17 protein-coding genes are annotated in these 23,139 nt (G+C 72.6%); 6 read left to right on the top strand and 11 right to left on the bottom strand.

The annotated features are described in order from the left end of the window. Complete coding sequence (gene eccB / locus ACQPZ4_RS18685; protein WP_433062490.1) at positions 1-1,380, bottom strand: type VII secretion protein EccB; 1,380 nt, start codon at positions 1,378-1,380, stop codon at positions 1-3. A gap of 113 nt (positions 1,381-1,493) precedes the next feature. Between eccB and ACQPZ4_RS18680 the strand changes: the two genes are divergently transcribed. Together ACQPZ4_RS18680 and ACQPZ4_RS18675 are read left to right on the top strand one after the other, a co-directional pair. Beyond that, positions 1,494-2,681 (top strand): type VII secretion protein EccE, encoded by a 1,188-nt coding sequence (locus ACQPZ4_RS18680; protein WP_433062487.1) that lies wholly within the window; start codon positions 1,494-1,496, stop codon positions 2,679-2,681. Beyond that, positions 2,678-3,331 (top strand): hypothetical protein, encoded by a 654-nt coding sequence (locus tag ACQPZ4_RS18675; RefSeq protein WP_433062484.1) that lies wholly within the window; start codon positions 2,678-2,680, stop codon positions 3,329-3,331. The genes ACQPZ4_RS18680 and ACQPZ4_RS18675 overlap by 4 nt, the downstream gene beginning before the upstream one ends. Positions 3,332-3,462: 131 nt before the next feature. Here the strand turns inward: ACQPZ4_RS18675 and ACQPZ4_RS18670 are convergent, their stop codons facing one another. The 3 genes from ACQPZ4_RS18670 to ACQPZ4_RS18660 form a co-directional block, all read right to left on the bottom strand. Continuing rightward, the gene (locus ACQPZ4_RS18670) at positions 3,463-5,226 is read right to left on the bottom strand and encodes a restriction endonuclease (RefSeq protein ID WP_433062482.1); all 1,764 of its coding nucleotides are present in this window, start codon (positions 5,224-5,226) and stop codon (positions 3,463-3,465) included. Positions 5,227-5,358: 132 nt separating this feature from the next. Next, entirely contained in the window at positions 5,359-5,877 is a 519-nt protein-coding gene (locus tag ACQPZ4_RS18665) for a DUF4265 domain-containing protein (RefSeq protein WP_433062479.1), read from the bottom strand. Positions 5,878-6,550: 673 nt separating this feature from the next. After that, the gene (locus tag ACQPZ4_RS18660; RefSeq protein ID WP_433062477.1) at positions 6,551-8,518 is read right to left on the bottom strand and encodes a hypothetical protein; all 1,968 of its coding nucleotides are present in this window, start codon (positions 8,516-8,518) and stop codon (positions 6,551-6,553) included. A gap of 136 nt (positions 8,519-8,654) precedes the next feature. Between ACQPZ4_RS18660 and ACQPZ4_RS18655 the strand changes: the two genes are divergently transcribed. Both ACQPZ4_RS18655 and ACQPZ4_RS18650 read left to right on the top strand, forming a co-directional pair. Continuing rightward, entirely contained in the window at positions 8,655-11,381 is a 2,727-nt protein-coding gene (locus ACQPZ4_RS18655) for a hypothetical protein (protein WP_433062475.1), read from the top strand. Next, positions 11,378-12,517 carry a hypothetical protein gene (locus ACQPZ4_RS18650; protein WP_433062472.1) on the top strand — a complete coding sequence of 380 codons (1,140 nt, stop codon included), beginning with the start codon at positions 11,378-11,380 and terminating at the stop codon, positions 12,515-12,517. The genes ACQPZ4_RS18655 and ACQPZ4_RS18650 overlap by 4 nt, the downstream gene beginning before the upstream one ends. Before the next feature lie 30 nt (positions 12,518-12,547). Here ACQPZ4_RS18650 and ACQPZ4_RS18645 read toward each other — a convergent pair whose 3' ends face one another. The 7 genes from ACQPZ4_RS18645 to eccCa all read right to left on the bottom strand — a co-directional run bounded on the left by ACQPZ4_RS18645 (position 12,548) and on the right by eccCa (position 20,334). Then, positions 12,548-12,874, bottom strand: coding sequence for a hypothetical protein (locus tag ACQPZ4_RS18645; protein WP_433062469.1), 327 nt, complete (start codon positions 12,872-12,874; stop codon positions 12,548-12,550). A gap of 35 nt (positions 12,875-12,909) precedes the next feature. Then, entirely contained in the window at positions 12,910-14,535 is a 1,626-nt protein-coding gene (locus ACQPZ4_RS18640) for a hypothetical protein (protein ID WP_433062466.1), read from the bottom strand. 11 nt (positions 14,536-14,546) lie between these two features. Continuing rightward, positions 14,547-14,891, bottom strand: a complete 345-nt coding sequence (locus ACQPZ4_RS18635) for a hypothetical protein (RefSeq protein WP_433062464.1) — start codon at positions 14,889-14,891, stop codon at positions 14,547-14,549. Between the two features lie 64 nt (positions 14,892-14,955). Next, a complete protein-coding gene (locus ACQPZ4_RS18630; RefSeq protein WP_433062461.1) occupies positions 14,956-15,258 on the bottom strand; it encodes a hypothetical protein in 303 nt (100 codons plus the stop codon). A gap of 16 nt (positions 15,259-15,274) precedes the next feature. Then, complete coding sequence (locus ACQPZ4_RS18625) at positions 15,275-15,586, bottom strand: hypothetical protein (RefSeq protein ID WP_433062458.1); 312 nt, start codon at positions 15,584-15,586, stop codon at positions 15,275-15,277. A 49-nt stretch (positions 15,587-15,635) separates the two neighbouring features. Then, positions 15,636-16,238 (bottom strand): hypothetical protein, encoded by a 603-nt coding sequence (locus tag ACQPZ4_RS18620; protein ID WP_433062456.1) that lies wholly within the window; start codon positions 16,236-16,238, stop codon positions 15,636-15,638. 103 nt (positions 16,239-16,341) lie between these two features. Next, positions 16,342-20,334, bottom strand: a complete 3,993-nt coding sequence (gene eccCa, locus ACQPZ4_RS18615) for a type VII secretion protein EccCa (RefSeq protein ID WP_433062453.1) — start codon at positions 20,332-20,334, stop codon at positions 16,342-16,344. Between the two features lie 130 nt (positions 20,335-20,464). Here eccCa and eccD point away from each other — a divergent pair, with 130 nt between their 5' ends. Together eccD and ACQPZ4_RS18605 are read left to right on the top strand one after the other, a co-directional pair. Then, complete coding sequence (gene eccD, locus ACQPZ4_RS18610; RefSeq protein WP_433062450.1) at positions 20,465-21,856, top strand: type VII secretion integral membrane protein EccD; 1,392 nt, start codon at positions 20,465-20,467, stop codon at positions 21,854-21,856. Continuing rightward, a complete protein-coding gene (locus ACQPZ4_RS18605; protein WP_433062448.1) occupies positions 21,853-23,133 on the top strand; it encodes a S8 family serine peptidase in 1,281 nt (426 codons plus the stop codon). The genes eccD and ACQPZ4_RS18605 overlap by 4 nt, the downstream gene beginning before the upstream one ends. Positions 23,134-23,139 lie beyond the last annotated feature (6 nt).

Below are 23,139 nucleotides of genomic sequence, written 5' to 3'. Positions count from 1 at the left end.
TCAGCGGCTCCCCTGGTACTCCTTCGCCGCCGCCTCCGGGTCCAGGGTCGGGCCGGACGGCAGCAGGGCGACGAACGGCAGCGGCAGGCGGGCGGCCGCGGATGGGCTCATCTGCAGGCGCTGGACCGCGTCGGTCGACACGATCGGGAAGCGCTGGCCGGACTCGGTGACCAGGTTGTAGCCGCCGTCCTGACCGGCCGTGGTGGTGGCCAGGACCAGCACGCCGGTGCCCGGGACCAGGGCGACCGAGGTGGCCAGGTCGGTGTCGGTGCCGGCCTTGGTGGCGATCGGCGGCGCCGTGCTGGAGGCGGGCATGGCCGGCGGCAGGCTCACCGTGACCGCCCAGGGCGCGTCGCCCGGCGGGGTGCCCGGCTTGGTGCTCACGCACAGCGGCTGCCCGCGCACCGGGTCGACGCCCGTCGGGACCTCCTTGGGCCAGCCCGCCTTGCCCGGCACCGGCTGCTGCGAGGTGGCCGCGTTGGCCGCGCCCGGGTCGCCCTTCACCAGCTTGCTGTCGCCGGCCAGCAGCAGCGTCGCGGTGAACGCCGTGATCGGGCTGAGGCCGTCGGGCTGCACCAGCGAGTAGCTGGCGGCCTGCCCGGCCACCTGGGTCTGCACCACGTCGCCGACGTTCGCCTGGACCGGCAGCGTGGCCTTCGGCGCGCCGCCGCGCTGGATGGCCGGGATGGCGACCTCCGGCCCCTCCGGCAGCGTGTCGAGCACCCGCGGCGGCACCGCCATCGAGCGGGCGTTCTGCAGGCCGAGCACGGCCCGGGTGTTCCCGGTCAGCCGGTACCGGCGGCCGGACGTGACGAGCCAGCTCGTCCCGCCGTCCTCGGCCACGACGGCCGACGTCGGCCCGAGCACGTTCTCGGTCGGCGCGGGCGCACCGGCCAGCACCTCCACCTCGGCGCGCACGACGGTGGAGCCTGAGGGCAGTACACACACGGTCCAGGGACCGGTGGTAAGCCGTTGCGGCAGGCCGTCGGGCGCGCCGGGGATGCCGACCGGAAGCCCGCGGCGCTTGCCGTCCAGCACCGACGGCCGCACCTCGGTGGGCTTGCCGCCGCCGACGAGCAGCGCCGAGCTGAGGTTGAGCGCGGGGTGCAGGACGCCGTCGACGAGCACGTACCGGTCGCCGGTGCCCTTGACCAGCACGGCCCCCGAGTCCGGCAGGGCCGGCCCGCTGCCCCCGCCGAGCAGTCCCGCGATGCCGAACCCGGCCATCACCAGCACGGCGATCACGGCGCTGCCGATGAGCGTCCGGTTCAGCCGCCGGTTCGGGTCCTGCCCGGCCTCGTCGACGCCGAGCACGAGGCTCGTCACGCGCCTGCGGCTCTCGTAGTCGTAGGCTGCGACGTGATCCCGGGTGGTCGCCATCGCTTTGGTACATCCTCCGTCGGTTTGTCCCCCGCGCCGTGCGGCACCATGATACGTGCACCAGACTCGATACCACTGACCGGAACGGGGGCGGCGACGAAGTGACGGCACAGGTGGCGGACCCGACCGCGCTCGACACGACCCCCCGCCGCACCGGCCGCCGCCTGCGCATCGGCCGCGGCCGCCTGATCGCCATCGAGGCGGCCGTGGGCGCCGCCCTCGCCGGCGCGGCCCTGCTCGGCGTCGGCGGCTGGACCATCCTCGGCGTCGCGATCGCCGTCCTGCTGATCGCCCTGCTGCGCCGCGACCGCCGCTGGCTGACCGAGGTCCTCGCCGCCCGGGTCCGCCGCGACGCCACCACGAGCGTGCTGGCCGCCGGCCGCCCGGTCCCAGCCACCGACACCCCCGGCGTCCTCACGGGCGCGGACCACATGGGCGCCGTGGCCGAGGTGGCGCCGCACCTGGAGATCGCCGAGTGCACCGACCGCAACGGCTACCCGCTCGGCGTGGCGTGGGACGGCCAGGGCTTCGCCGCGGCGGTCGAACTGGACACCCGCCGCCCGCTGCGGCTGGACCTGGGCCGCCTGGCCGCGCACGCCGCCGACGACGACGTCCCGCTGGCCGCCGTACAGCTCCTGATCGAACAGGTCGGCGTGGCCCGGATGAACGGCCACGGCGCCGTCCCGCACGCCCGCGACCCCTGGCCCGGCGCCGACCTCCCCCTCATGCGCCGCGCCTGGGTGGTCGTCCGCTACGAGCCGATCTGGTCCCCGGACGCCGCCCGCCGCCGCGGCGAGGGCGGAGCCGACGGCGCGAGACTGGCCGTGGCCGCCGCCCTTGCCCGCCTGCGGGTGAGGCTGCTCGGCCGCGACCTGGCCGCGGCCCCGCTGGACGCCGCGAACCTGGCCGCCGTCATCCGCACCGTCGGCGACCCCGGCCCACGAGGCGAACTGGACCGCGACTGCTGGTCGACGAGCACCGCGTACCACCACACCCTCGGCGCCACGATCGGCTCCCCGGCGGACTGGCTGGCCCTGTTGGACGCGGCTGCCCGTACAACCGCGGACCGTGCAGTGATCTCGCTGACCGTCGAACTGGACGGCCCCTCCACCCGCACCCGCGCCGCCGTGCGCCTCGTGGCGGCGGACAAGGTGGTGGCCCAGCAGGCGACCCAGCGGCTGCAGACCTCCGCCCTGACAAGCCCGCTGACGGGCGCCCAGACGGCCGGGCTGCTGGCCACGCTCCCACTGGGCGGCGGCCCCCGCCCGCTGACCGGCGCGATCGGCTGGGTGGCCCGATGAAGCCCCGCACCGGCGACGCCGACATGTCGCTGCTCCCCTCGGTACGCTGGCCCGGCCCGACCCACGTCGACCTGCCCCTGGAGATCCCGCTCGGCGGCGTGTTCCTCGGCGTCGACCGCTCCGGCCGCCCGGCGTCGATCCCGGCGATCCAGCCCCGCCCGGTGCGCATCGGCGTGCTGGGCCATCCGGCGCTGGCCGGCGCCTTGGCGTACCGGCTGCTCGGGGTCGGATGCCAGGTCGCGGTGTTGACGGCCGACCCGCGGTACTGGGCCGCGTTGCGCGGCTTGGTCAACACCCCGGCGTTGACGTGGCTGGATGCGCCGTCGAACTGGCCGCCGTCGCCGGGGAGCGCACCGGGCACGTACCCGGGGCCGCAGGTGCTGATCGTGGACTATCCGACGCCGCCGCCACTGTGGATCGGCGAGCTGCCGTGGTGCACGGTCCTGCACGTTTCGAGCGTGGCGCCGGAGAGCTCGGAGTTCTGGGCTCGCACGGACGCGATTCTGCTGACCGAGTCCGGGTTTTCTGGCGCTGTTACTCGGCGGTGGGGGCACTCGGACGCTGCGCTCGCTGATGACCTGCGCGAGGGTGAGATCGCGCTGGCCGATCGGCATGGGGTCGTTCCGCTGGCATTTCCCAGAACACCCTGAACCGGACCGATGGGCACCAAAGTTTGTGCCCTCGTCCGATGGTTCGGCCGCCTATCGGCAGCCCACAGGGTTGGCGTGGTACAGCTCAGGACGTTGTTCTTCTTCTTCCATCTGGGCGGTGGAAGCAGGGTTCAGGCAATGTCGGCCCGCTGCCAGCCCGGCGGAAGTTTCTCCAGGCTGATCAGCACATCGATGCCGAGATGCTGCTTCAGCAGATGTTTGAGGTTCCGGCCCTCAATGATTTCGATACGGCCGTTCGCCGCCGCGAAGTCGCGACTGGCCTTGCCGACCCACGAGGTGGTGACCAGGACCCCCTTGGCGGGACGCTTGTGGTCCATGACGCCGGCCAAGGCGTAGACGGCCTCCAGACCGACGATCCTGCTGTAGCGCTTGGCCTGGATGATGCACAGTCCACCGACGATCGGGTCCTCATTGATGGCGACGCCGTCGACGCCTTCATCCTTTGACGCCTGCGTGACCCACGACTTCATGCCGATCGCCTCGAGCAACCGGCGGATGAGGTGTTCGAACTCCCCGGGCGCAAGCGCCAGCAGGTCCATACGACTGTCCATGCCGGCGAGGACGTCCATCTCGTCGATGAACTTGTACTTCGACAGATCGAAGGAGACCACCGGTCGCACCGCTTCGAGGTCGTAGGGGTGCGGGGACACGATGGCATTGAGGTGGCTGCGGAGGCACAGCACAGGGTCGAGTTCCGGCTCGTCCAGGTCCACCTCGGCAAACCGGTCCCGCTCCGCGTTCACGCTGATCAACAAGGGACGGACGGCGCGCCGGGTGGCCTTGTCCTTCGTCGATGCGTAGCCGTTGAAGACGATGCCTGCGACGACCTCCGGCGAGGTGGCTTCGAAGGCTTCACCGATCGTCCGGAGGGTGAGTCTGGCAATCAGGTCGCCGTACAACTTCTTGATCTCCGGCTCCCTGCGCGGCGCGGCAGTCATGCCCTTCGCCGGTGTGAACCGGTAGGCGACGACGGCGGGCACCGCGGTTTGCAGCGGCAGTTCGTACTCGATCAGAAGGTCTCGGGAGGCCGGGTCGTAGTGGGCAGCGGCCTTGCCCGTCAGACCCTCGGGATAGCGGGATTGGGCCAGGACAAACTGGAGGCGCTCGACGAGCGCGGCGGGCCCGCCGTGTTGGAGGGCCGCGGCAAGCTCCAACGATGACCTACCGGTCCGGTTCCTTGCGACCAGGAGCTGCTTGAAGTCGGCAACTTTGGCGTTGAGGGCCTCGGTCCGGAAGTCGGCCTCGGCCGCCTTCTGCGCGCGTTCGTCCTGATCGGCCTGACGTTTCGCCGCAGCGGCCAGTTGGGCGGCAGCGCGGGACTCTGCTGTACGGCGCATTTCCTCGGAGCGTTCGCGCTGCGCCGCGTCCCGAGTCGCCTTCGCCGCCGCCTGCTCGGCGAACCGGTTGGCTTGGGCCTCGTGGCGGATGCGGGCAGCATCAGCCTTTTTCGCGGCCGCCTCGGCCTGCCGCGCCTCACGCAGCGCCTCCGCCTGCTGACGCTTCTGTTCGGCGACCAACTCTCGGTGCCGACGCGCGTCAGCCTGCGCCTCACGTTTCCTCGCTTGCTGGCGGGCATCAATGAGCTGGGCGATGAGCCCCTTGCGTCGCGCCATGTGACCTCCGCGCCAGCACCCGATGACATCCACGACCGTAACTCTATCGGATACGCCGTGGAAAGAGTTGACCACATTGAGTGACTTCGCGGTCCTTCGTCGAGTTGCGCGGCCATGGTGATCAGCCGCCATCTGCCGGACGGGCGCCAAATGGCCGTCCCATGGACGTGCCGCCGCGACCGCGCGGCCGACTGGGTCCCGAATTTCGCCGGCCGCGGCGGCCTTCGCGCGAATCCGGTCGATCAGGAGCTCGTACGACACCGTCGTTCCTTCTCACGAACGCCGCCCAGAGCAACGCCGCCGCCCCGATCCAGCCGTCCCGAGTGGTTCGTCAGAGAGCAAAAGGTGCTACGAGCCGATGTAAGCAATCTTGAAACCGGCGTTGTGCGCGTGTCAGTCGGCTGGGTTCCGATCGGGTTCAGTCGCCAGCCATGCGTCGCTCAGGCAGCCCTCTTCGTAGTCCCACCAGCCATCGTCCACGCCGTCATACAGTACGTGTTTCGTGGCCACGAGATCGGCGGTCTCTGGGACGTCAAGGGCTACAATCCTGAATCGGCTGTGACCTTTTCCTGAAACCCCAAGCGGCGCGAACGCTCCAATGACCCGTTCACGCGAGCCTTCCAGCGGGCCCTTTCGGAATGGGACTATCCTGATGGTGCAATGTCCCGACGGTTCCAGACGGTCGAGGGCTTCCCACGAGCCGGTCCCGATCCTGCGTACTCGAAAGACGTCACCCTTCGCGACATGGCGCGCAAAGTAGGGACATTCTCGCAGCTGCACGGTGTCGTGCGCCGCCAAGAGCGCCTCAAGCGTTTCATTGCCGACGGGCGGCCAGTCGTCATCCCGGGGAAGGTCGAAGGTGACCCGGACAGTGGAGCCAACTGTCACGTCGCCGGGGTTCAGGTCGTTCATAGCTCAATCATGCCGGACGCCCGGTCACGAGGGCCGCGAAACGGATAGTTCGGAACTGGGAAGTTCCTTCTTTCCTCTTTCCAATTTCTCCGCCTGGACCACCGAACGTCGACCACTGCGGACCCGGCTCCTGGATGTACGGTCTGGACCACCGAACGGTGACCAAAGTTGGTACCGGGACGACGCTAATACATTCCGGTCGCCCCGGCGGCCGGGGACCATCGGACGAGGGCACATATGTGGTGCCCATCGGTCCGGCTTAAAGCTTTCCACCGGACCGATGGGCAACCGCGCAGTGCCCTCGTCCGATGGTTCGGCCCGCCTGTCGGCGGCCCACAGGGTTAGCGTGGTCCCGGTTCCGACTCTGGTCAAGGTTCGGTGGTCCAGACCGTTGGGGGCTGCCGGGTTCGTCGTGGTCATCATTCGGTGGTACAACTCAGGGATTTCGCTTTATATGGAATCGTTTGAGGTTGTCGGGGCCTGGTGGGACAATTGTTGTGTGGGGCAGATGTCATTGTTTGGCCGGGCCGAATTGACAGCGATGCGGGACACGACGAGACGAAGAAATTACTGTGCCAGCACGGAGAAATTCCGGCAGGAGCACAAAAGGCATCGCGATTGGGGGCTCGCCCAGCGCCACGCCGAGAAGCTGCGCCAATTGCGTGCGGCCGAGCTAGTCGAGCGCAGGGAACCCGGGCCGCAGGTAGACGGTGGTCCGAGCGCTGTCCCCGGAGTAGGCCCGCGTGAACATGCTGTGCAGCCGGCCGACCTTGTCGGGCCAGCCGGGCAGGAGCCGCCGGGCGACGGCGTCGAACGCGCGCCGGTCCCCGGTGCTCCCCAGCCAGTCCCCGACCCGGCGGGCGATCTCGGTGTGGCCGATCATCGGGCGCATGAAGGCCGAAGCCGACGACACCTCCGTCACGGCCCCCGACGGCAGACCGACGCGGAGCATGATGCCCGCCCGGTGCGAAGCCGCGACCTCCTCGGTCAGCACCCCCGGAATGCGGGGCACGAGCGGGGAGGGATCGGCAGGCAGCCCGGCGTCGGTCAGCACGGCGGCGACGAGGTCAGGACGCCAGCCGGGCAGCTCGTAGTACACCTTGGCGCCGAGACGTCCGCCGCGGCCCAGGCCGATGCCGAGCTCCTGGCAGAAACCCGCCGACTCCAGGCGGGCGAACGCGGCCGGCGCGGGGGCCGAAGCCGGCATCCCCAGGCGCTGCAAGGCGGTGGCGACGCGGTGGAAGGCGCGGCCGTCGGCGAGGTCGTGGTGCAGGGCGCTGAGGTAGATCTTCAGGACCTCGCCGCCGGAGGCTTCAGCGTCCACGCCGGCCCAGACCCAGAAGCGGCAGCCCTCTGGGACCGGGAGCGACGGGTCGACCATGGCCTCGATCGCGGGGCGGGCGCGGGCCCAGGACTCGCCGAAGCCGAGCAGTTCCGCGGCGCGGCCGATCGCGTACAGGCCGCTGACCGCGCGGGGGAAGGCGGGCAGGACCGGGTCGCCGACCTCCACGGTGTAGCGCAGGGACGGTGGTCCGTCCGTCACCGACAGTTCTACCGGCAGGCCGCCGGCCAGGCCGGACAGCTGGGCGGTGGGCCACGGCACCGGGGCGGCCAGCGACTCGCGGGTCAGCTCGCGGAACACCCGTACCGAGCGGTCCGGGTCGATGCCCAGGTCGGCGGCGACGGTGGCGATCAGGCGGTCGTAGCCGAGGCCGGCGTCGGAGCGCTGGGGCTGGGCCGGGGGTCGGTCGTCAGCAGCGGGCGCGGCCACCAGCAGGGCGCGCAGGGCGGTGGCCGTGGTGAAGATGCCGCGGGCGTCGATGCTGCGCTCCGTCAGGCCGCCGCCGCTCGGGTCGGGGACCAGGAGCTCAGCGTCGCCGGACCAGCCGCCGCCCGGGCGTTGGGCGTCCAGCAGGGGAAGCGGGTCGGCGGCGGCGCCGGTCAGGGTGAGGCTGTGCAGCCACAGGGCGTGGCCGAAGGCCGTCTGCGGAGGGCGGACGGGGGCCGGGACCGGGGTCAGGCCCGGCCGGCCCGCCGCCACCCAGGCCTCCAGGGCCGTTGTCGTGGCGTAGCCGTCCTCGGCCCACCAGATGCTCGTCCAGCGGCCCGGTGGGCGCTGCCAGGGGGCGATGAGGCGGACGAAGGCGCCGGCCAGGGCCGCCCGGTCCAGCTGGCCGGCCTCGTGCCTGGCCAGCAGGGCGGTCGCGGTGACGTCGGGAGTGGGCTGGGACCAGCGGCGGGTGCGGGAGACGTCGTTGTACGTGCGGTACCCGCCGTCGCTCTCGTGCGCCGCCAGGAACGTCAGGGCGCTCTGCGGGACTGCGCGGCCCCTCGCGGCCAGCAGGCGGACGGCCCAGGCCGTTGAGTCGGCATCCGGGGCCACGCCGGCGTGGTAGCCCCAGGCGCCGCGGGGGCCGAGGACCGACAGGAGCCAGTCGGCTGCGGCGTCGGCGCCCTCCGCGGCGGCCTTGCGGACGGCCGGGTCCAGGTGGTCGGCGGCGGCTGCGGTGGCCAGGGCCGTGCCCGTGTAGCCCGTCACCCAGGCGTCCGAGGTGCCGACGGCGACCATGAAGTCGCTCCAGCTGCCGCGCGGGTGTTGCAGGCGTCGCAGGTACTCCACTGCCCGTGCCGCAGCAAGCATCGTTCCCCCCGTATCCGGACCGGCCGTGACCTCGGCGCATGCGCGAGGCGCGACTTATCGACGTGCATGGCACAATACGGGGTAACCGTGATCCTTTTCGAAGCGCCGCCCGCGGGGGGCAGGAAACGGGAGCGTGATGAGCGACTTCTCGCAAGCGTCACTGGTTGCTGCGGCCGGGGTTGACCCGTGGAAGCTGCGCGACCAGTTCACCGCCGGTGATCCGGAAGAGATCTACGCCATGGCGCGTGGGTTCAACCAGGCCGCGGCCCAGCAGGGCGACGCGGTGACCCTGGCGACGAAGGGCCTGGAGAAGGCCGGCGACGGGTACAAGGTCAACAATGCGACGCCGATCGACGTCGATGCGCAGGTGGCCGAGGCCAGCAAGCAGCTGGGCAACAACGGCGAGAAGCTGGGCAAGATCGCCAAGCTGCTGTCGGAGACGGCGAGTGACCTGTCGCAGCGCACGACCAAGGCGAACACCCAGATCAACACGCTGGTCAGCGACGTCAACGGGATCATCGGCGAGTGGAACCAGCAGGTCAGGCAGTACCACAACGACCCTGATTTCCAGCAGAACCGGCAGCAGTACATGCAGCCGTTCATCAACCGCGCCGTGCAGAAGGTCAAGGACGCGGGCGGGCCGCTGACCACGTCGATCGGCGAGTACGAGAAGTACCTGTCCGACCACCTCAAGGCCATGGCCGACCTGGGCTTCATCCCGCCGACGGCGCTGGACGAGGGGCCGGGCGACGTGGACGTGCCCGACCCGACGGCCGCCGGCAAGGGCACCGTCGACGCGACGAAGCTGACCGACCCGGCCGCCGCCAAGGCCGCGTTCGACAAGAACACGCAGTACCTCGACCTGCTCAACGCCAAGCAGAAGGCCGGCGTCCCGCTGACCGAGGCGGAGAAGAACTGGCTCAAGGGGTACTACGAGGAGGTCACCCCGCACTTCGGGGAGATCAAGGACTGGGCCGACAAGCAGATCGGGGTCAAGCCGGGCGAGAAGCCCGACCAGAAGAACCCGTTCGTGCAGATGGTCAGCCGGGTCGGCGACGGCTTCCTGAACCTGTCGCAGAACGTGCCGTACAACGAGCTGCCGAAGTCGGCGCGGGACATCATCGCCAGCAACCTCGGCGTCACCGACCCGTCCGACCAGGTCGGCTTCTTCGCCACGCCGGGTGAGCGGCACATCGGCGAGCCGTGGCCGCCGAAGACCGACCCGGCGCTGCTGGCCGCGGCCGGGTTCACCGGGCTGCTCAACGACTACTCCAGCGACGGCGTGGCGCCGAGCAACGAGCTCGCGTCGAACCTCAAGGACGCGTCGCTGCGCTGGAAGCACCAGATCAACGTCATGTACGCGAACTACAAGGCCGACTACCCGATCGCGCACGGCTACGACCCGTCGCTCAAGGAGCTGTCGGTCGACGACTGGAACAAGCTCATGCCGGACGAGCTGTCGTCCGACGCGCTCGGCGTGGTGGCCCGCAACCGGCCGTTCACCAACGACTGGATAGTGAACAACGCGGCCGAGCGGCGCGAGGTCATGGGCATGAACTGGCAGTCCGGCCAGGGCGCCTCCGACGTCCTGCTCTCGGCGAGCATGCGCGGGCACGGCCTGTCCGACGACGCCGCCGCCAAGGCGGGCCTGGCTATCGTGCAGGACGCCGGCACCGACTACGACGGCCTGGCGAAGATGGCCAACGACAAGGTCAAGGGCGCCATCGCGAACGTGGGCATGACCTACGTGGACTCCTTCGCGCAGTACGACACGGGCCCGAACGGCGTCACGACGATCACGCTGCCGGACGGCACGAAGATCTCGGGCTTCCAGATGGACGCCGCCACCCGCGGCAACTTCCTGAAGTTCGTCGCGGCCAGCGACCCGGGCGTCTACCAGCACTTCCGCGAGGGCACGCTGGCCCGCGGCGGGGACTACCTGGAGATGGCCATGAAGGCCGGGCACACGGACCCGAGCGATCCGGTGTACCAGCGGGCCATGGCCGACGCGATCCGCCTGACCAGCAGCACCGACGCCGCCGCGGCCGGGGTCATCAACGACATGGTGCTGCAGGGCGGCATGGACGACAAGGCCAAGAAGACGGCCGAGGACCTCGCATACGCGCAGGCGATGTCGGACTACAACGTCAAGAAGGGCTACATCGACGGCGTCAACACGTTCTTCGACATCGCCGGGCTGATGCCGCTGCCGCCGCAGGCCAGCACCGCGCTCGACGTCGGCTCGACCGCGTTCGGCATCATCACGGACGCCGCGATCCAGGAGCCCGAGGCGCCGGACCAGAACCAGTACATCACCAACCTGCAGCAGTACGTGGTGGACCTCGCCAACGGCAACAACGCCGAGGCCTCGGCGCACGCCCGGGTGCAGGACAACATCGTGGCCATGACGATCGACGCCAGCGCCAAGTCCGGCCACCCGATCATGGTGTCGGACGGCAACGGCGGCATGGTGCCGGTGACCGCGGACTCCGACGGGCAATACCCGGAGGCCGTCGTCCGCCAGATCTACAACAACCTCGACAACTACACGGTCGACCTCGGCGGGCGCACCGTCGACGGCACGATCGGCGCGCCCTCGACGACCGACAAGCAGCACGGCGGCGGGTACAACACCCAGTTCGCCACGGACGCCTCCGGCACGGGCGCGGACCAGGTCGGCTCGCTCGGCGACGCCGGCGGCAACTGGTCGAACACGGACGACCAGTACCGCATCTACTACGGCGACGAGACCCGCTTCACCTACCACGAGCCGACCACCTGGGACGGCGCCTACGTCGACAAACAGGTGCCGGACAACAAGGGCGACACGAACACCACGGCGCCCGTCATCCCGGTCAAGTGAGGCTGACCCGACTCGGGGCGGTGCTGGCCGGCCTGCTGCTGCTGGCCGCCTGCACCGACCCCGCGCCGGACCCGGCGCCGAGTGCCACCGGGCCGGCACCGTGCCGCACTGACCGGCTCAGCGGCCCGTCCACTGCGGTGCTGTGGGCCGGGCCGAAGCCGGACGCCGTCCCGGGGCAACCGGCCCGGGCCGCGCTGCCGGCCGCCATCACCGCGGTCGACGTGCGCACCGGCCAGATCCTCGCCTCCTGCGAGCTGCCGAGCCCGTCGGGCGGCGCGGTGTACGCCCAGGATCAGGTGCTGGGCATGGCGGGCTACCCGGCATACATCGCCGACGCCGACCTGATGCTGCGCACGCAGTACTTCTCCCCCGGGTACCAGTGGTTCAGCGCACCCGGCCTGCCCCTCGTGGACGTGGCCGCGGGCAAGGTGGTCGGCACCGACTGGACCGGCGCGACCGTCGGGCTGGGCCGGGACGTCGCGCTGATCCGCACCGGCTCGTCCTGGTGCACCCACACGCTGCCGCCGAAGCCGGGCGAGGCCTGCACCGCGCTCGCCACGCCGGGCGACGGCAGCTTCGTCATCGGCGCGGACGGCACCCCGGTCTGGCTGCCCGCGGCCGTGCAGCCCTTCGCCTTCGACGCGGCCACCGGCTACGCGAGCACCGACGGCACCCGCCTCTTCGGCGCCGAGAACCGGACCGCCGCGGACCGCCAGTCCGGCCCGATGCGCCCCGGCGATCCCCCGGTCGACCTCGACCCGTCCGGCCGCGGCGGCTTCGCCACGGTCGTGCCCGGCCAGCCGCAGGGGTGGACGAAGGTCAACGACTGGTTCTCGGTCGAGTCGATCGGCGGCGGCCGGATCAGCACCCGGTACCACCACACCGCGGCCCGCAACACCGACATCAGCTGGATGTGGGGCAGCGTGAGCGACCGCTCCCGGGCGATCGCCGACGGCGGCACGGTCGCGGTGACCGCCGCCTACCAGCGCGACGGCAGCACCCGCTTCGGCGCCCTGCAGGACGGCTCGACGAAGGTGACCGAACTCCCCCTGAAGTGCCCGCGGCCGGACTCGTTCTGCCGCATCCTGGCCTGGCCGGACGGCAGCCTCGGCAACGAAAGCGCGCCCGCACCGTAGAACGATGCGGGCGCGCAGAAGAACAAACGCTCAGGACATGCCGTCGACGACCTGTTGCGACACGCCGCTCTTCGCGGCCACCGTGGTCACCTGCACCAGCTGATCCCCGGCGTCGGCGGTCACGTCCGCCCGCTGCCCGGAGACGTCGGTGTTCACGGCGGCGCCCTGGGCGCCCTTGGCGTGCTCGGCCTTGGCCTGGTCGAGCACGTTGGCGAGCGAGCCGGCCGGCCCGACGTCGCCGAACGCGCCGGCCGAGACCAGCGTGCCGTTGACGGTGGTGCCGGCCTGGTCGGCCTGGTCGCTGGCCTGCCGGCTGATCTTGCCGCCCTGCCGCAGCTGCTCGGTGTCGTACGCCATGTCCGCCACGGTGTGCCTCCTGCCTAATCCTCGGGCTAATCCTCGCCCAGCACGCGCGGGCCGGCTTCCAGGTGCGCCGACCACACGTCGTCCTCGACCAGCCAGTCCGGCCGCTTGCGCCGCTTGTCCTTGCGCTCGTCGGCCGCGCCCGCCTGGGTCGGGGGCAGGTACGCCCCGCGGCCCTGACCCTGGCCCTGACCGCCGGCCCGGCCCGCGCCCGGCTCGATCGGCTCGCCGGGCATCCGGCCCGCCCGGCCCCGCGACGCCGCCGCGGCGCTGGAGCCCGGGCCCAGCATCGACTCCTGGGCCATGCCCCGGCCGCCGCCGGCCCGTCCGCCGCGACCGGACGCCAGCAGCCCCTCTTCCTGGACGCCACCGCCGCCGGCCCGGCCGGTGGCGCGGTTCAGGTTGCGGGCCCGGTTGGTCCACGTCGACTCCGGCTCGGTGACGAGCGAACGCCGGCGGTTGGCCCCGCCGCGGCCGCCGTCGAGGCCGCCCGCCATGCCGCCCTGCATCGGCGGCACGTAGGGCCGGCCGCCCTGGCTGGCCTCCTTGAGCGCCAGCTGCTCGGCCGCGTACGCCTTGGCCGCCATGCGATCGGCGGCCTGCTGGCGCAGCTGGGCCGAGGCCGGGTTGTTCGGGTCCAGGCTCGGCGGGACGAGGCCGCCGTAGATGCCGCCGGTACCGCCGCCGCCTCCGGCCCCGCCGCCGCCACCGAGGGTCGGGGCGAGCGCGAGGGGACCGTTGCCGCCGAGCAGCCCGGTCGGGTTGCCGCCGCCGTCGAGGCCCTCGAGGCGCGACGCGTACTGCTCCACGTCGCCGAAGGGCTTGCCGGTGACCGGGTCGATCCAGCGCCCGGTCGTCGGGTCGTACTCCTGGCCCGTCGACGGGTCGATGAGGTACCCGGTGCGCGGGTCCTTGACCCAGCCGGCGAAGTCGCCGTCGCCCGGCCCGACGACCGAGGAGCCCGGGAAGGTCCCCGAGCCGACCTGTGAGCCGTTGCCGGTCGTCGTCGTCCCCGCACCGACGCCACCGACCGTGCCGATCACGGCCCCGTTGCCGTTGCCATTGCCGTTGCCGCCCGACGAGATCGGCTGCGCGCCGCCCGACGAGCCGTTGGTGCCGCTGCCGGAGCCGGCGCCGCCGTCGTCGGCGCCGCCGCTGCCGGCCCGGGTGGGGGCCGTGTCGAGCGCGCCGGGCTGGAAGGCCTCATACGCGGCCGACCACTTGTCGATCTCCTTGTTGAGCACCGCCGCGGCCTGCGCCTCACGCCGGTCGATGGCTTGGACGCGGCCCATGGACAGGGCGCCCTCGGGACCGACGATCTTGTCGACGTCCTGGTTGAACTCGTACTCTTCCTGGTACATCGTCATCTGGGCGCTGCTGCCCGTGGTGGAGGCCTTCGACAGGCCGCCGGCCACCGCGTCGGCGTAGCCGCTGACGTTGCTCATCCAGTTCGCCACCGGGACGGCCCGATCGCCGAAGTTCTGGTACGGGTCGCCGTACTGCTCGGTGACCTTGGCCGACGTGCCCTGCAGGTGCCCGGCCGCGTTGCGCAGCGCCTCGGCGAAGTTGCGCCAGGTCGTCGCCACGGACTCGAGCGAGTAGGGCTCGCCGCTCTCCAGCTTGGTCTTGGCGGTGTAGTAGTCGTAACCGGCCATGGTCGCTCCCGTCAGTAGGCGCGGGACTGGCCCATCCGGGCCGCTCGCTGGGTGGCCGGGTCGGCTTGCCGGGCCAGTTCCGCCGCCGCGAGCGTGCGGCTGGCCAGGTCGGTCATGTCGATCCCGACCTTCTTGAGCTCCTGCACCATCGAACGGTAGGAGTCGGACAACCGGGCGAAGGCCGCGGCCCCGCCGGGGATCTCACCGAACGCGGCCTGCGGGATCAGGTTGCTCAGCAACTGGTCCTGCAAGTCGGCCGGCTTCTGGTTCTGTCGCAGGTCGAGGGCGGCATCTTCGAGCCGCTTCGGGTCGAAGACCTGCCGGCCGTTGTCGGTCCATCCGTACGCGTCGCCCACCGTCATCCCTCCAGGCGCTCTGACGTGACGGGCCGGGACGCAGCCCGGCCCGTTCCCGTGGAAATCAGCCGGCGATGACCCGGCTCATCTGCTGGTTGGTGTCAGCCGAGATCGAGCCGACGTTGTTCACCGCGAGGTGCTGCGAGTTGAGGTCGGCGGTGTACTGCGCCGTGCGCTGGTGGTAGCGCGCCGTGCGGTCCTCGAGGGAGGCGCCCGTGAGGGCGTCCAGGGCCTCGGAGACGACGCCGGTGAGCTTGCCGCGCACGCCCTCCCAGATCCGGTCCCAGTCGGCCTGGGAGTTCCGGGTCACGTTGGCGATGGTGGAGATGTCCTCGTTCTTGAACTCGATGTAGCCGCTGCCGCTCATCCGATGACCCTCTCTCTCACATGCCCTGGGCGACGGACGAACCGACACCCGCCTTGGCGGCCTGGGTGGCCTGGTCGGAGCCGGACTCCGCGGTCGCCCGCAGCTTGGCCAGGTCGTTCTGCAGCTCGGTCAGGGTCTCGGAGAGGGCCTTGCCGCCGCCGCCCAGACCGGAGAACGTCGACGAGGTGATCTGCCCCGCCGGGGCCTTCATGGCCGCCTCGCTGAGCCCCGCCTGGGCGAGGATCTTCTGGGTGACGCCCTCCATCTCGGAGACGGCGTTGTTCACGACGCTCTCCGCGGCCAGCACGGCCGCTAGATCGATCTTCACACCGGACACTGCGCACCCTCCTCAAGGTGGTGGATCGTTTGCCAGTCGTTCACTCCAGCGCCGAGCACGACTCGACCAGGTGGTCCTCGGCCGTGCGGGCCTTGAAGTAGATCGACATCACGTTCGAGCTGTCCTTCGCCTTGGCCGCCGCGACCGCCTCGGTGATCGCCGCGTCCGCGTCGGCCAGGTCGCCGTACACCGGGAAACTCTCCGGCACCTTCGCGGCCTTGATGTCGCCGCGGGTGATGCCGATCCCCTGGTGGTAGTTGTCGGTGACCTGGGCCGTCTCGGCCCACACGTCATCGGGCACCTTCTGCCCCAGCGCCACGTACTTGACCTGGTTGGCCGCCCACGACGCCGCGAAGATGTGGATGTCCCCCAGCGCGGTCGAGCAGGCCGAACCCGGGATCGCGGCCACACCCGCCGGGCGGGTGAGGTTGCGCGACGGCGGCTTGGTGTAGCTCGGCGCCGCCGAGGGTCCGGTCGTGGCCGGGGTGCTTGACGGGGCGGCCGGGGTCGTGGCCGGGGTGGTCGGGGCCGTGCTGGTCCCCGCCTGGGGGTCGGACGAGTCCGAGCAGGCGGCCGCGAAGGCGAGCGCCGCGGCCGTCAGGGCCACGGCACGGACGCCCCGTGCGGTCGATCGCTCGTGCATGTCGTTGAACAAACCTGGCTCCCCCGTCGAACACCATCTTCAATATATCGTTCTAGGACAAGTATCGGCGGCCACAAGAATATTTACCTGTTCCGCGCCATGATCACTCCACCTCGGGGCGGGCGTCCAATCGGGCGAGCTGAATGGGCACGTTTCCGTACCGGCGATGCACGAGCGTCCCCCGCCCGGGCGGCAGCTGCGCGGGCCGCACGCCGAACATCGGAGCCTCGTCGCGGGGCGCGCTGAGCACCACGGCCGGGAAGCTCAGCTCGCGCATCGCGCCCAGGAACGGGTCCATGAGCGCCCGCGCGGCACCGCCGGCCCGCCGGGCGACGTACGGGTACATGCCGATGTCCCGGGCCTGGGACAGGAACGGCAGCAGCGGGATCAGCGGGTTGACCCCCGAGGCGACCAGCTCGTAGTCGTCGACGAGCAGGTAGATGTCGGGCCCGGTCCACCAGCTGCGGGTGCGCAGCTGCTGCGGGGTCACGTCGGCGCCGGGCAGCCGCTTGGTGAAGCCCTCGACGAGCCCGGCGACCAGCTCCTCGGCCTGCGACTGGTTGGCCGCGTAGCCGAGCAGTGACTCGCCGGTGAACTCGCCGAGCAGGCTGCGCCGGTAGTCGAGCAGGATCACCTTGGCCTGCTTCGGCTGCCACGTGTCGACGACCTGCCGGCCGACCGCCCGCAGCGTCGAGGTCTTGCCGGACTCCGCGTCGCCGAGCAGGACCAGCCCCGGCTCGCGCCACTCGAACTCGACCGGGCGCAGCCGGCCGCCCTCCAGGCCGAGCACGATGCCGTGCTCGCGGGACTCCTTGGGCAGGTCCGCGAACTCGACCAGGGGCGGCAGCAGGCGCACCCGCGGGGCCGCCGGGCCGTCCCAGTAGTCGGCGACCGCCTGGACCAGGCCGGAAACGCCGGTGGAGAGGTCGTCGGCCTGGCGGCGGCGGTCGATGCGGGGTACCGCCGCCAAGAACTGCATCTTGTCGGGGCTCACGCCGCGGCCGGGCCGGTCGCCGGCCACCGCCAGCTGGGCCTTGCGGTCGATCTCGGAGTCGAGCGCGTCGCCGAGCTTGAGCTCCAGCTTGGTGCCGATGAGGTCGCGCAGGCCGAAGCGGAAGTCGAGCCAGCGGTTCGCGGTCAGCATGAGGTGCACGCCGTAGGTCAGCGACCGGGCGGCCAGGCTGATCAGCGCCGACTCCAGGTCCTCGTAGTCCTGGCGCAGCACCGCCCAGCCGTCCACGACCAGGAACACGTCGCCGAACCGGTCGTCGTCGACCACGCCCTGCTCGCGCAGCCGCCGGTAGTCGGCCATGGTGTCCACGCCGAGCTCGCGGAAGCGCCGCTCGCGGTCCTCGATGATCGCGCCGACCTCGGCCACGATCCGGCGGGCGACCTCGGCCTCCTGCCGGCCCGCGACCCCGCCGACGTGCGGCAGCCCGGACAGGCCGAACAGCGTGCCGGAGAAGTCGAGGGCGTAGAACTGCACCTCGGCCGGGGTGTGCCGCAGCGCCAGGGCGCAGATCACGGTCCGCAGCAGCGTCGACTTGCCCGAGCGGGGCCCGCCGACGACGGCCGCGTGCCCGCCGGAGCCGGCCAGGTCCACCCACATCGGGTCGCGGCGCTGGTAGAACGGCCGGTCCACGATGCCGACCGGCACCCGCAGCGGCTCGGCGCGCGGGTCGGCGCCGTAGCCGCGGCCCGGGCGGACCCGCAGGTCGGCCATGAGGGTGTCGAGGGTGTCCGGGGCGCCCAGCGGCGGCAGCCAGACCCGGTGCGCCTCGGTGCCCTGCCCGGTGAGCTGGTTCACCATCGTCGACAGGATGGTCCGCTGCGCGCTCTCGACCTCCTGCAGGTTGACCGTCTCGGTGGTGTCGGCCGGGTCGCCGCCCGACCATGGCATCCCTGGCATCCCTGGCAACCGGCCCGCCTCGGAGGCCTGCGGCGCCTGCTGGTACTCCGCCGTGAACACCCGCACCTCCAGCCCGCCGGCCAGCAGCTGGTCGCCGACCTGCTCCTGGGTGCCGTAGGGGCCGGAGACGTACGCGGCCCGGAACCGGCGCAGGTTCGCCGACTCGCCGCGCATGTAGCCGTGCCCGGGCGCGCTGGGCAGGCTGAACGCGTCGGGTACGCCGAGGACGGTGCGGCTCTCCTGCTCGGTGAACGTGCGCAGGCAGATCCGGTAGGACAGGTTCGCCTCCAGCCCGCGCAGCCGGCCCTCGTCGAGCCGCTGCGAGGCGAGCAGCAGGTGCAGGCCCAGTGAGCGGCCCAGCCGGCCGATCTGGGCGAACAGGTCGGCGAAGTCCGGCTTCTGCGACAGCAGCTCGGAGAACTCGTCGACGACGATGAACAGGCTCGGCAGCGGCGGCAGGTCGGCCCCGCGCTGGCGGGCCCGGTCGTAGTCGCGGACCGAGACCAGGTTGCCGGCCGCGCGCAGGATCTCCTGGCGCCGGTTCATCTCGCCGGACAGCGCCTCCTGCATGCGGTCGACGAGGGCGAGGTCGTCCTGCAGGTTGGTGATGACCGCGGCGACGTGCGGCAGCGTGGCCATCCCGGCGAACGTGGCGCCGCCCTTGAAGTCGACCAGCACCAGGTTCAGCGCGTCCGGGCCGTGCGTCGAGGCGAGCGCGAGCACGAGGGTGCGCAGCAGTTCGGACTTGCCGGAGCCGGTGGCGCCGATGACCAGGCCGTGCGGGCCCATGCCGTCGTACGCCGACTCCTTGATGTCCAGCTCGAGGACCGCGCCGTCGGCCGCGATGCCGATCGGGGCGCGCAGCCGGTCGCGCAGCGCCCGCGGCGCCCACAGCGACGGCAGGTCGAGGTGGCCCGGGTCGTCGATGCCGAGCAGGCCGGGCAGCGTCTGGTCGACCGTGGAGAGGTCCTCGGCCTGCGCGGTCACCACGTCGAGGCGGAACTCGGCGACCTGCTCGGCCAGCGCCGCCGCCACGGCCGGGCGCAGCGTGTCGGGCCGGCCCAGCGGGGTCAGCGAGGTGCCGACCCGGGTGTCGAGGCGGCCGTCGGCGGCGACGAGCTCCACGCCGTGGCCGCGGACCAGCTCGGCGGTCCGCCCGTCGAGGTCGACGATCGTCGCGGCCTGCAGGCCGTCGGGGTTGAGCAGCAGCTCCAGCCCGGTCGTCATGCCGCCGTCGAGGACGATGAGCAGGTGCGGCACGTCCGGGTCGGCGGCCGCGTGCCGGTTGAACCCGGGCCGGTTGGCCAGCTCGACCTCCAGCCACTCCTCCAGCACCGCCAGCGACGGGTTGACCAGCCGCACCGGCCCCGCGTGGTCGAGCTCGGTCGGGTGCTGGGCGTGCGGCAGCCACTTCACCCAGCCCCACTGGGAGGCCTCGGCGTCGCCGGTGCACACGACGAGGCGCAGGTCGGTCGGGGCGTGCCAGGTGACGGCCTGGGCGACCAGGGCGCGGGCCAGCGAGCGGGCCTCGTCGCGGTCACCGGACAGGGCGATCGCCGCGTACCGCCGCAGGGACAGCTGCACCGGCAGGTCCGGCACCGCGGAGTGGCTGGCGATGAACCGGCGCAGCGCGAGCGCGCACAGCGGGTCGAGGTCCTCGACCGGCCCGGTCTCGCCCGGCACGAGCTGCGTGGACAGGTACTGCGGCCCCTGCCCCAGCCGCAGCCAGCCGAAGTCCGGATCGAGCGGCCGGCGCTCCCACAGCCGCGCCCCGGCCGCCACCGACCACAGCTGGTCCGGGGCGGGCGCCACCCACTCGGCCGCCTCCCGCTGGGCGTCGGCCGTGCGCCGCACCCGCTCCCGCATCCGGCCCAGGTACCGCAGGTAGTCCCGCCGGTTGTGCTCGGCGTCGGCGCGCTGGGTGGCCCGGGCCCGCAGCAGCGACCCGGCCACCATGGCCAGCGACGAGAACAGGAAGAACGACCCGGCGACGTAGGTGATCGGGTTGCTGGGCGCGGCGAAGAGGTACGCCACCGACCCCAGCCCCGACAGCGCCGGCAGCGCGGTGAGCCAGACGTTGCCCGAGTCCGGCTTGGTCAGCTCGGGCGGCGGCTGGAGCAGCACCTCGCCCTCGGGCACGCTCGGCCGCGGTATCCGGGGCGGGCGGCGGAACGCCGTCGTGGGCAAAGCGGAACCCCCGTGTGACATATTGTGACCGTCGATGCGGCCGCTGGAACTCTTCGATCGATGAAGTTACCCTACGGACCGGCATGACAAGGCACACGAGCAGCACCGGCGTCGCCGGCGGGGGAGCGCGATGACGCGGAGTACGACGACGTTACCGTCCGTTGACACCGGCCACGGCGGGGCGTTCTGCCGGGTCCGGCTGGCCGCGCCCGGGGTCCAGGTCGACCTCGCCGTGCCGTCCGCGGTGACGCTCGCGCGGCTGCTGCCGATGCTGCTGCGCCAGGTCGGGCAGGACGAGCACGAGGCCGGCGGCTGGGTGCTGTCGACCGCCGACGCCGAGCGGCTCGACCCCGGCACGACGCTGTCCGAGGCCGGCGTGGCCGAGGGCGCGCTGCTGGTGCTGCACCGCGCGGCCGAGCACACCCCGCCGCCGGTGTACGACGACGTCGTCGAACTCATCGCGCAGGACGGCGTGCCCCGCCCCTGGGCGACGAAGGACCTGCGGCTCGCCTGTGCGGCGCTGGTCACCGTCGCCGTCCTCGGCGGGCTTGGCGCCCTCGCGGCCGCGGGCGGTCACATCGCCGGCGGGCTCGCGGGCGGCCTGGCCCTGCTGCTGCTCGCCATCGCCTGGGCCATGTCCCGGGCCGTCAACGACCTCGCGGCGGCGACCCTCGCGGCCGCGCTCGCCGTGCCCAGCGCCGCGCTGTGCGCCGCCGAGCTGCTCGGCGGCGACTGGGGCCGCGGGCACCTGCTCATCGCCGGAGCCGCCGCGCTGCTCGTCGCCGCGGTCAGCCCGGCCGTGGTCGGCGGCGGCGACCACGTCTTCGCCGCGTTCGGCATCGCCGCCCTCGCGGCCACGCTCGGCGCCCTGATCGCGATCCTGGCCGACGCCCGGGCCGCCGCGGCCGCCGCCGTCGTGGCGCCGCTCGCCCTCGGCGCGACCACGCTGCTGCCGACGGTCGCGCTGCGCTCGGCCCGGCTGCCCCGCCAGCCGCTGCCCCGCTCCGCCGAGGACCTCGCCGAGGTGTACGGCCGCCTCGACCTCGAAGGCGCCACGCACCAGATCGCCCGGGCCCGCCGCCTGCTGTCCGGGCTGCTCGCCGGCTGCCAGGCGGTCATCGCGGCCGGGGCGCTGGTCCTGGCGGCCGACCCGTCGCTGTGGTCGCGGCTGCTGGCCGGCGTCCTCGCGCTGCTGGCCCTGCTGCGCGGACGGCTGTTCCGCGAGCGGGAACAGGTCGGCGCGGTCGCCATCGCGGTGTCGGCGACGCTGCTGGTCGGGGCCGGCATCCTCGTCGTGCGGTTCATCGGCCACCCCGGCATCCTCATGGGCGTCCTCGCGCCGTCGCTGGGCGGGATCGCGCTGCTCGCCGCGGTCATCGGCGGGTTCGCGGGCCGGCGCAAGGCGACCCCGCGGCTGGCCCGCGGCCTCGACGTGCTCGAAACGACGCTGATGCTGTCGGTGGTCCCGCTCGCGCTGGCGGTGTGGAACGTGTACCGGACGCTCATGGACCTGCGGGCGTGAAGCCCGGTAGGCCGCTGGTCGCGCTGGCCGCGCTCGCCGCGCTGCTCGTCCCCGGGACGGCGGCGGCCGCGCCGGTGGCCCGCGCCCCGGGCGACTGCCGCAATCCCCCGGCGCCCGGCCAGCCGCTGCCGTCCAACGCGCCCCGCGACCCGACCATCGCCCGGCTCGGCCTCGAGCGGGCCTGGGACCTGTCCACCGGGGCCGGGGTCACCGTGGCCGTGGTCGACTCCGGCGTCGACGGCGGCCAGGCCAAGCTGCAGGCCGCGATGGCGCCCGGCTTCGACTTCGTGCCGTCCGCGACCCCGCCCGGCTTCCAGCGGGTGGCGGGCGGGCTCGGCGACTGCGGCGACAACGGCGCCAGCCACGGCACCGCGATCGCCGGGCTCATCGCCGCCCGCCCCGGCGACGACGACCGGGTGATCGGGGTGGCCCCGGCGGCGAGGATCGCCCCGGTGCGCTTCCTGGACGGCATCGACAACTCCTCCCCCGAGATGATCGCCGCCGCCATCCGCACCGGCGCCGAGTCGGGCCAGGTGCTCAACCTGTCGTTCGCGGTGTCGGTGGACCGGGCGCCGATCCGCGACGCGATCCAGTACGCGCTGAGCCGCAACGTGGTCGTGGTCGCGGCGGCCGGCAACGAGGCGTCGAACGGCGACACGAAGTGGTACCCGGCGGCCTATCCCGGCGTGCTCGCCGTGGCCGCGCTCAAGCAGGACGGCACGCCCCTCGCCCAGTCCAACCGGGGCGACTGGGTCGGCATCGCCGCGCCCGGCGAGGGGCTCACCGCGCCCGCGTCCGGCGGCGGGTACGCCGGCGTCAGCGGCACGAGCTTCGCCACCGCGCTCGTCTCGGGGGTCGCCGCGCTGGTGCGCGCCCGCTTCCCGGGGATGTCGGCGGCCGAGGTGGTCCACCGGCTGACCGCGACCGCCGTCCCGCTCGGCGCGGCCCGCGACGACCGGGTGGGCGCCGGGATGGTGGACCCGTTCGCGGCGCTGAGCGCGCAGGTCGGCGCCGGACCCACGGCCTCGGCGAGCGCGTCCGGCCCGGTGCCGGCGCCCGGCTCGGTGCGGGTCCTCCCCCGCCCGGACGAGGGCGGCGGGATCGCCGAGCGCTGGGGCCGGCTGCTCGGCATCGTCGGGGTGCTCACCGTGGCCGCCGTCCTGGCCTACCTGGGCCGGCTGGCGCTGCGGGCGGCCCGGCAGCGGCGCAACCGGACGGGGCCCCGCAAACCGGTGCGGGACCCGGGCGCCGATCCCCCGGATGTCCGCCTGGTCTGAGTGAGG

This window comes from Dactylosporangium sp. CS-033363, assembly GCF_050942475.1.
In the GTDB taxonomy this organism is placed as follows: domain Bacteria; phylum Actinomycetota; class Actinomycetes; order Mycobacteriales; family Micromonosporaceae; genus Dactylosporangium.
This window is presented reverse-complemented; position numbering and strand designations above follow the sequence as displayed.

Excerpts from the sequence above, each read along its gene's own strand:
- eccD (WP_433062450.1), top strand. The coding sequence starts at position 20,465 with ATGACGCGGAGTACGACGACGTTACCGTCCGTTGACACCGGCCACGGC.
- ACQPZ4_RS18660 (WP_433062477.1), bottom strand. The coding sequence starts at position 8,518 with ATGCTTGCTGCGGCACGGGCAGTGGAGTACCTGCGACGCCTGCAACAC.
- ACQPZ4_RS18675 (WP_433062484.1), top strand. The coding sequence starts at position 2,678 with ATGAAGCCCCGCACCGGCGACGCCGACATGTCGCTGCTCCCCTCGGTA.
- ACQPZ4_RS18645 (WP_433062469.1), bottom strand. The coding sequence starts at position 12,874 with ATGGCGTACGACACCGAGCAGCTGCGGCAGGGCGGCAAGATCAGCCGG.
- ACQPZ4_RS18665 (WP_433062479.1), bottom strand. The coding sequence starts at position 5,877 with ATGAACGACCTGAACCCCGGCGACGTGACAGTTGGCTCCACTGTCCGG.
- ACQPZ4_RS18655 (WP_433062475.1), top strand. The coding sequence starts at position 8,655 with ATGAGCGACTTCTCGCAAGCGTCACTGGTTGCTGCGGCCGGGGTTGAC.
- ACQPZ4_RS18620 (WP_433062456.1), bottom strand. The coding sequence starts at position 16,238 with ATGCACGAGCGATCGACCGCACGGGGCGTCCGTGCCGTGGCCCTGACG.
- eccB (WP_433062490.1), bottom strand. The coding sequence starts at position 1,380 with ATGGCGACCACCCGGGATCACGTCGCAGCCTACGACTACGAGAGCCGC.
- ACQPZ4_RS18640 (WP_433062466.1), bottom strand. The coding sequence starts at position 14,535 with ATGGCCGGTTACGACTACTACACCGCCAAGACCAAGCTGGAGAGCGGC.
- ACQPZ4_RS18630 (WP_433062461.1), bottom strand. The coding sequence starts at position 15,258 with ATGAGCGGCAGCGGCTACATCGAGTTCAAGAACGAGGACATCTCCACC.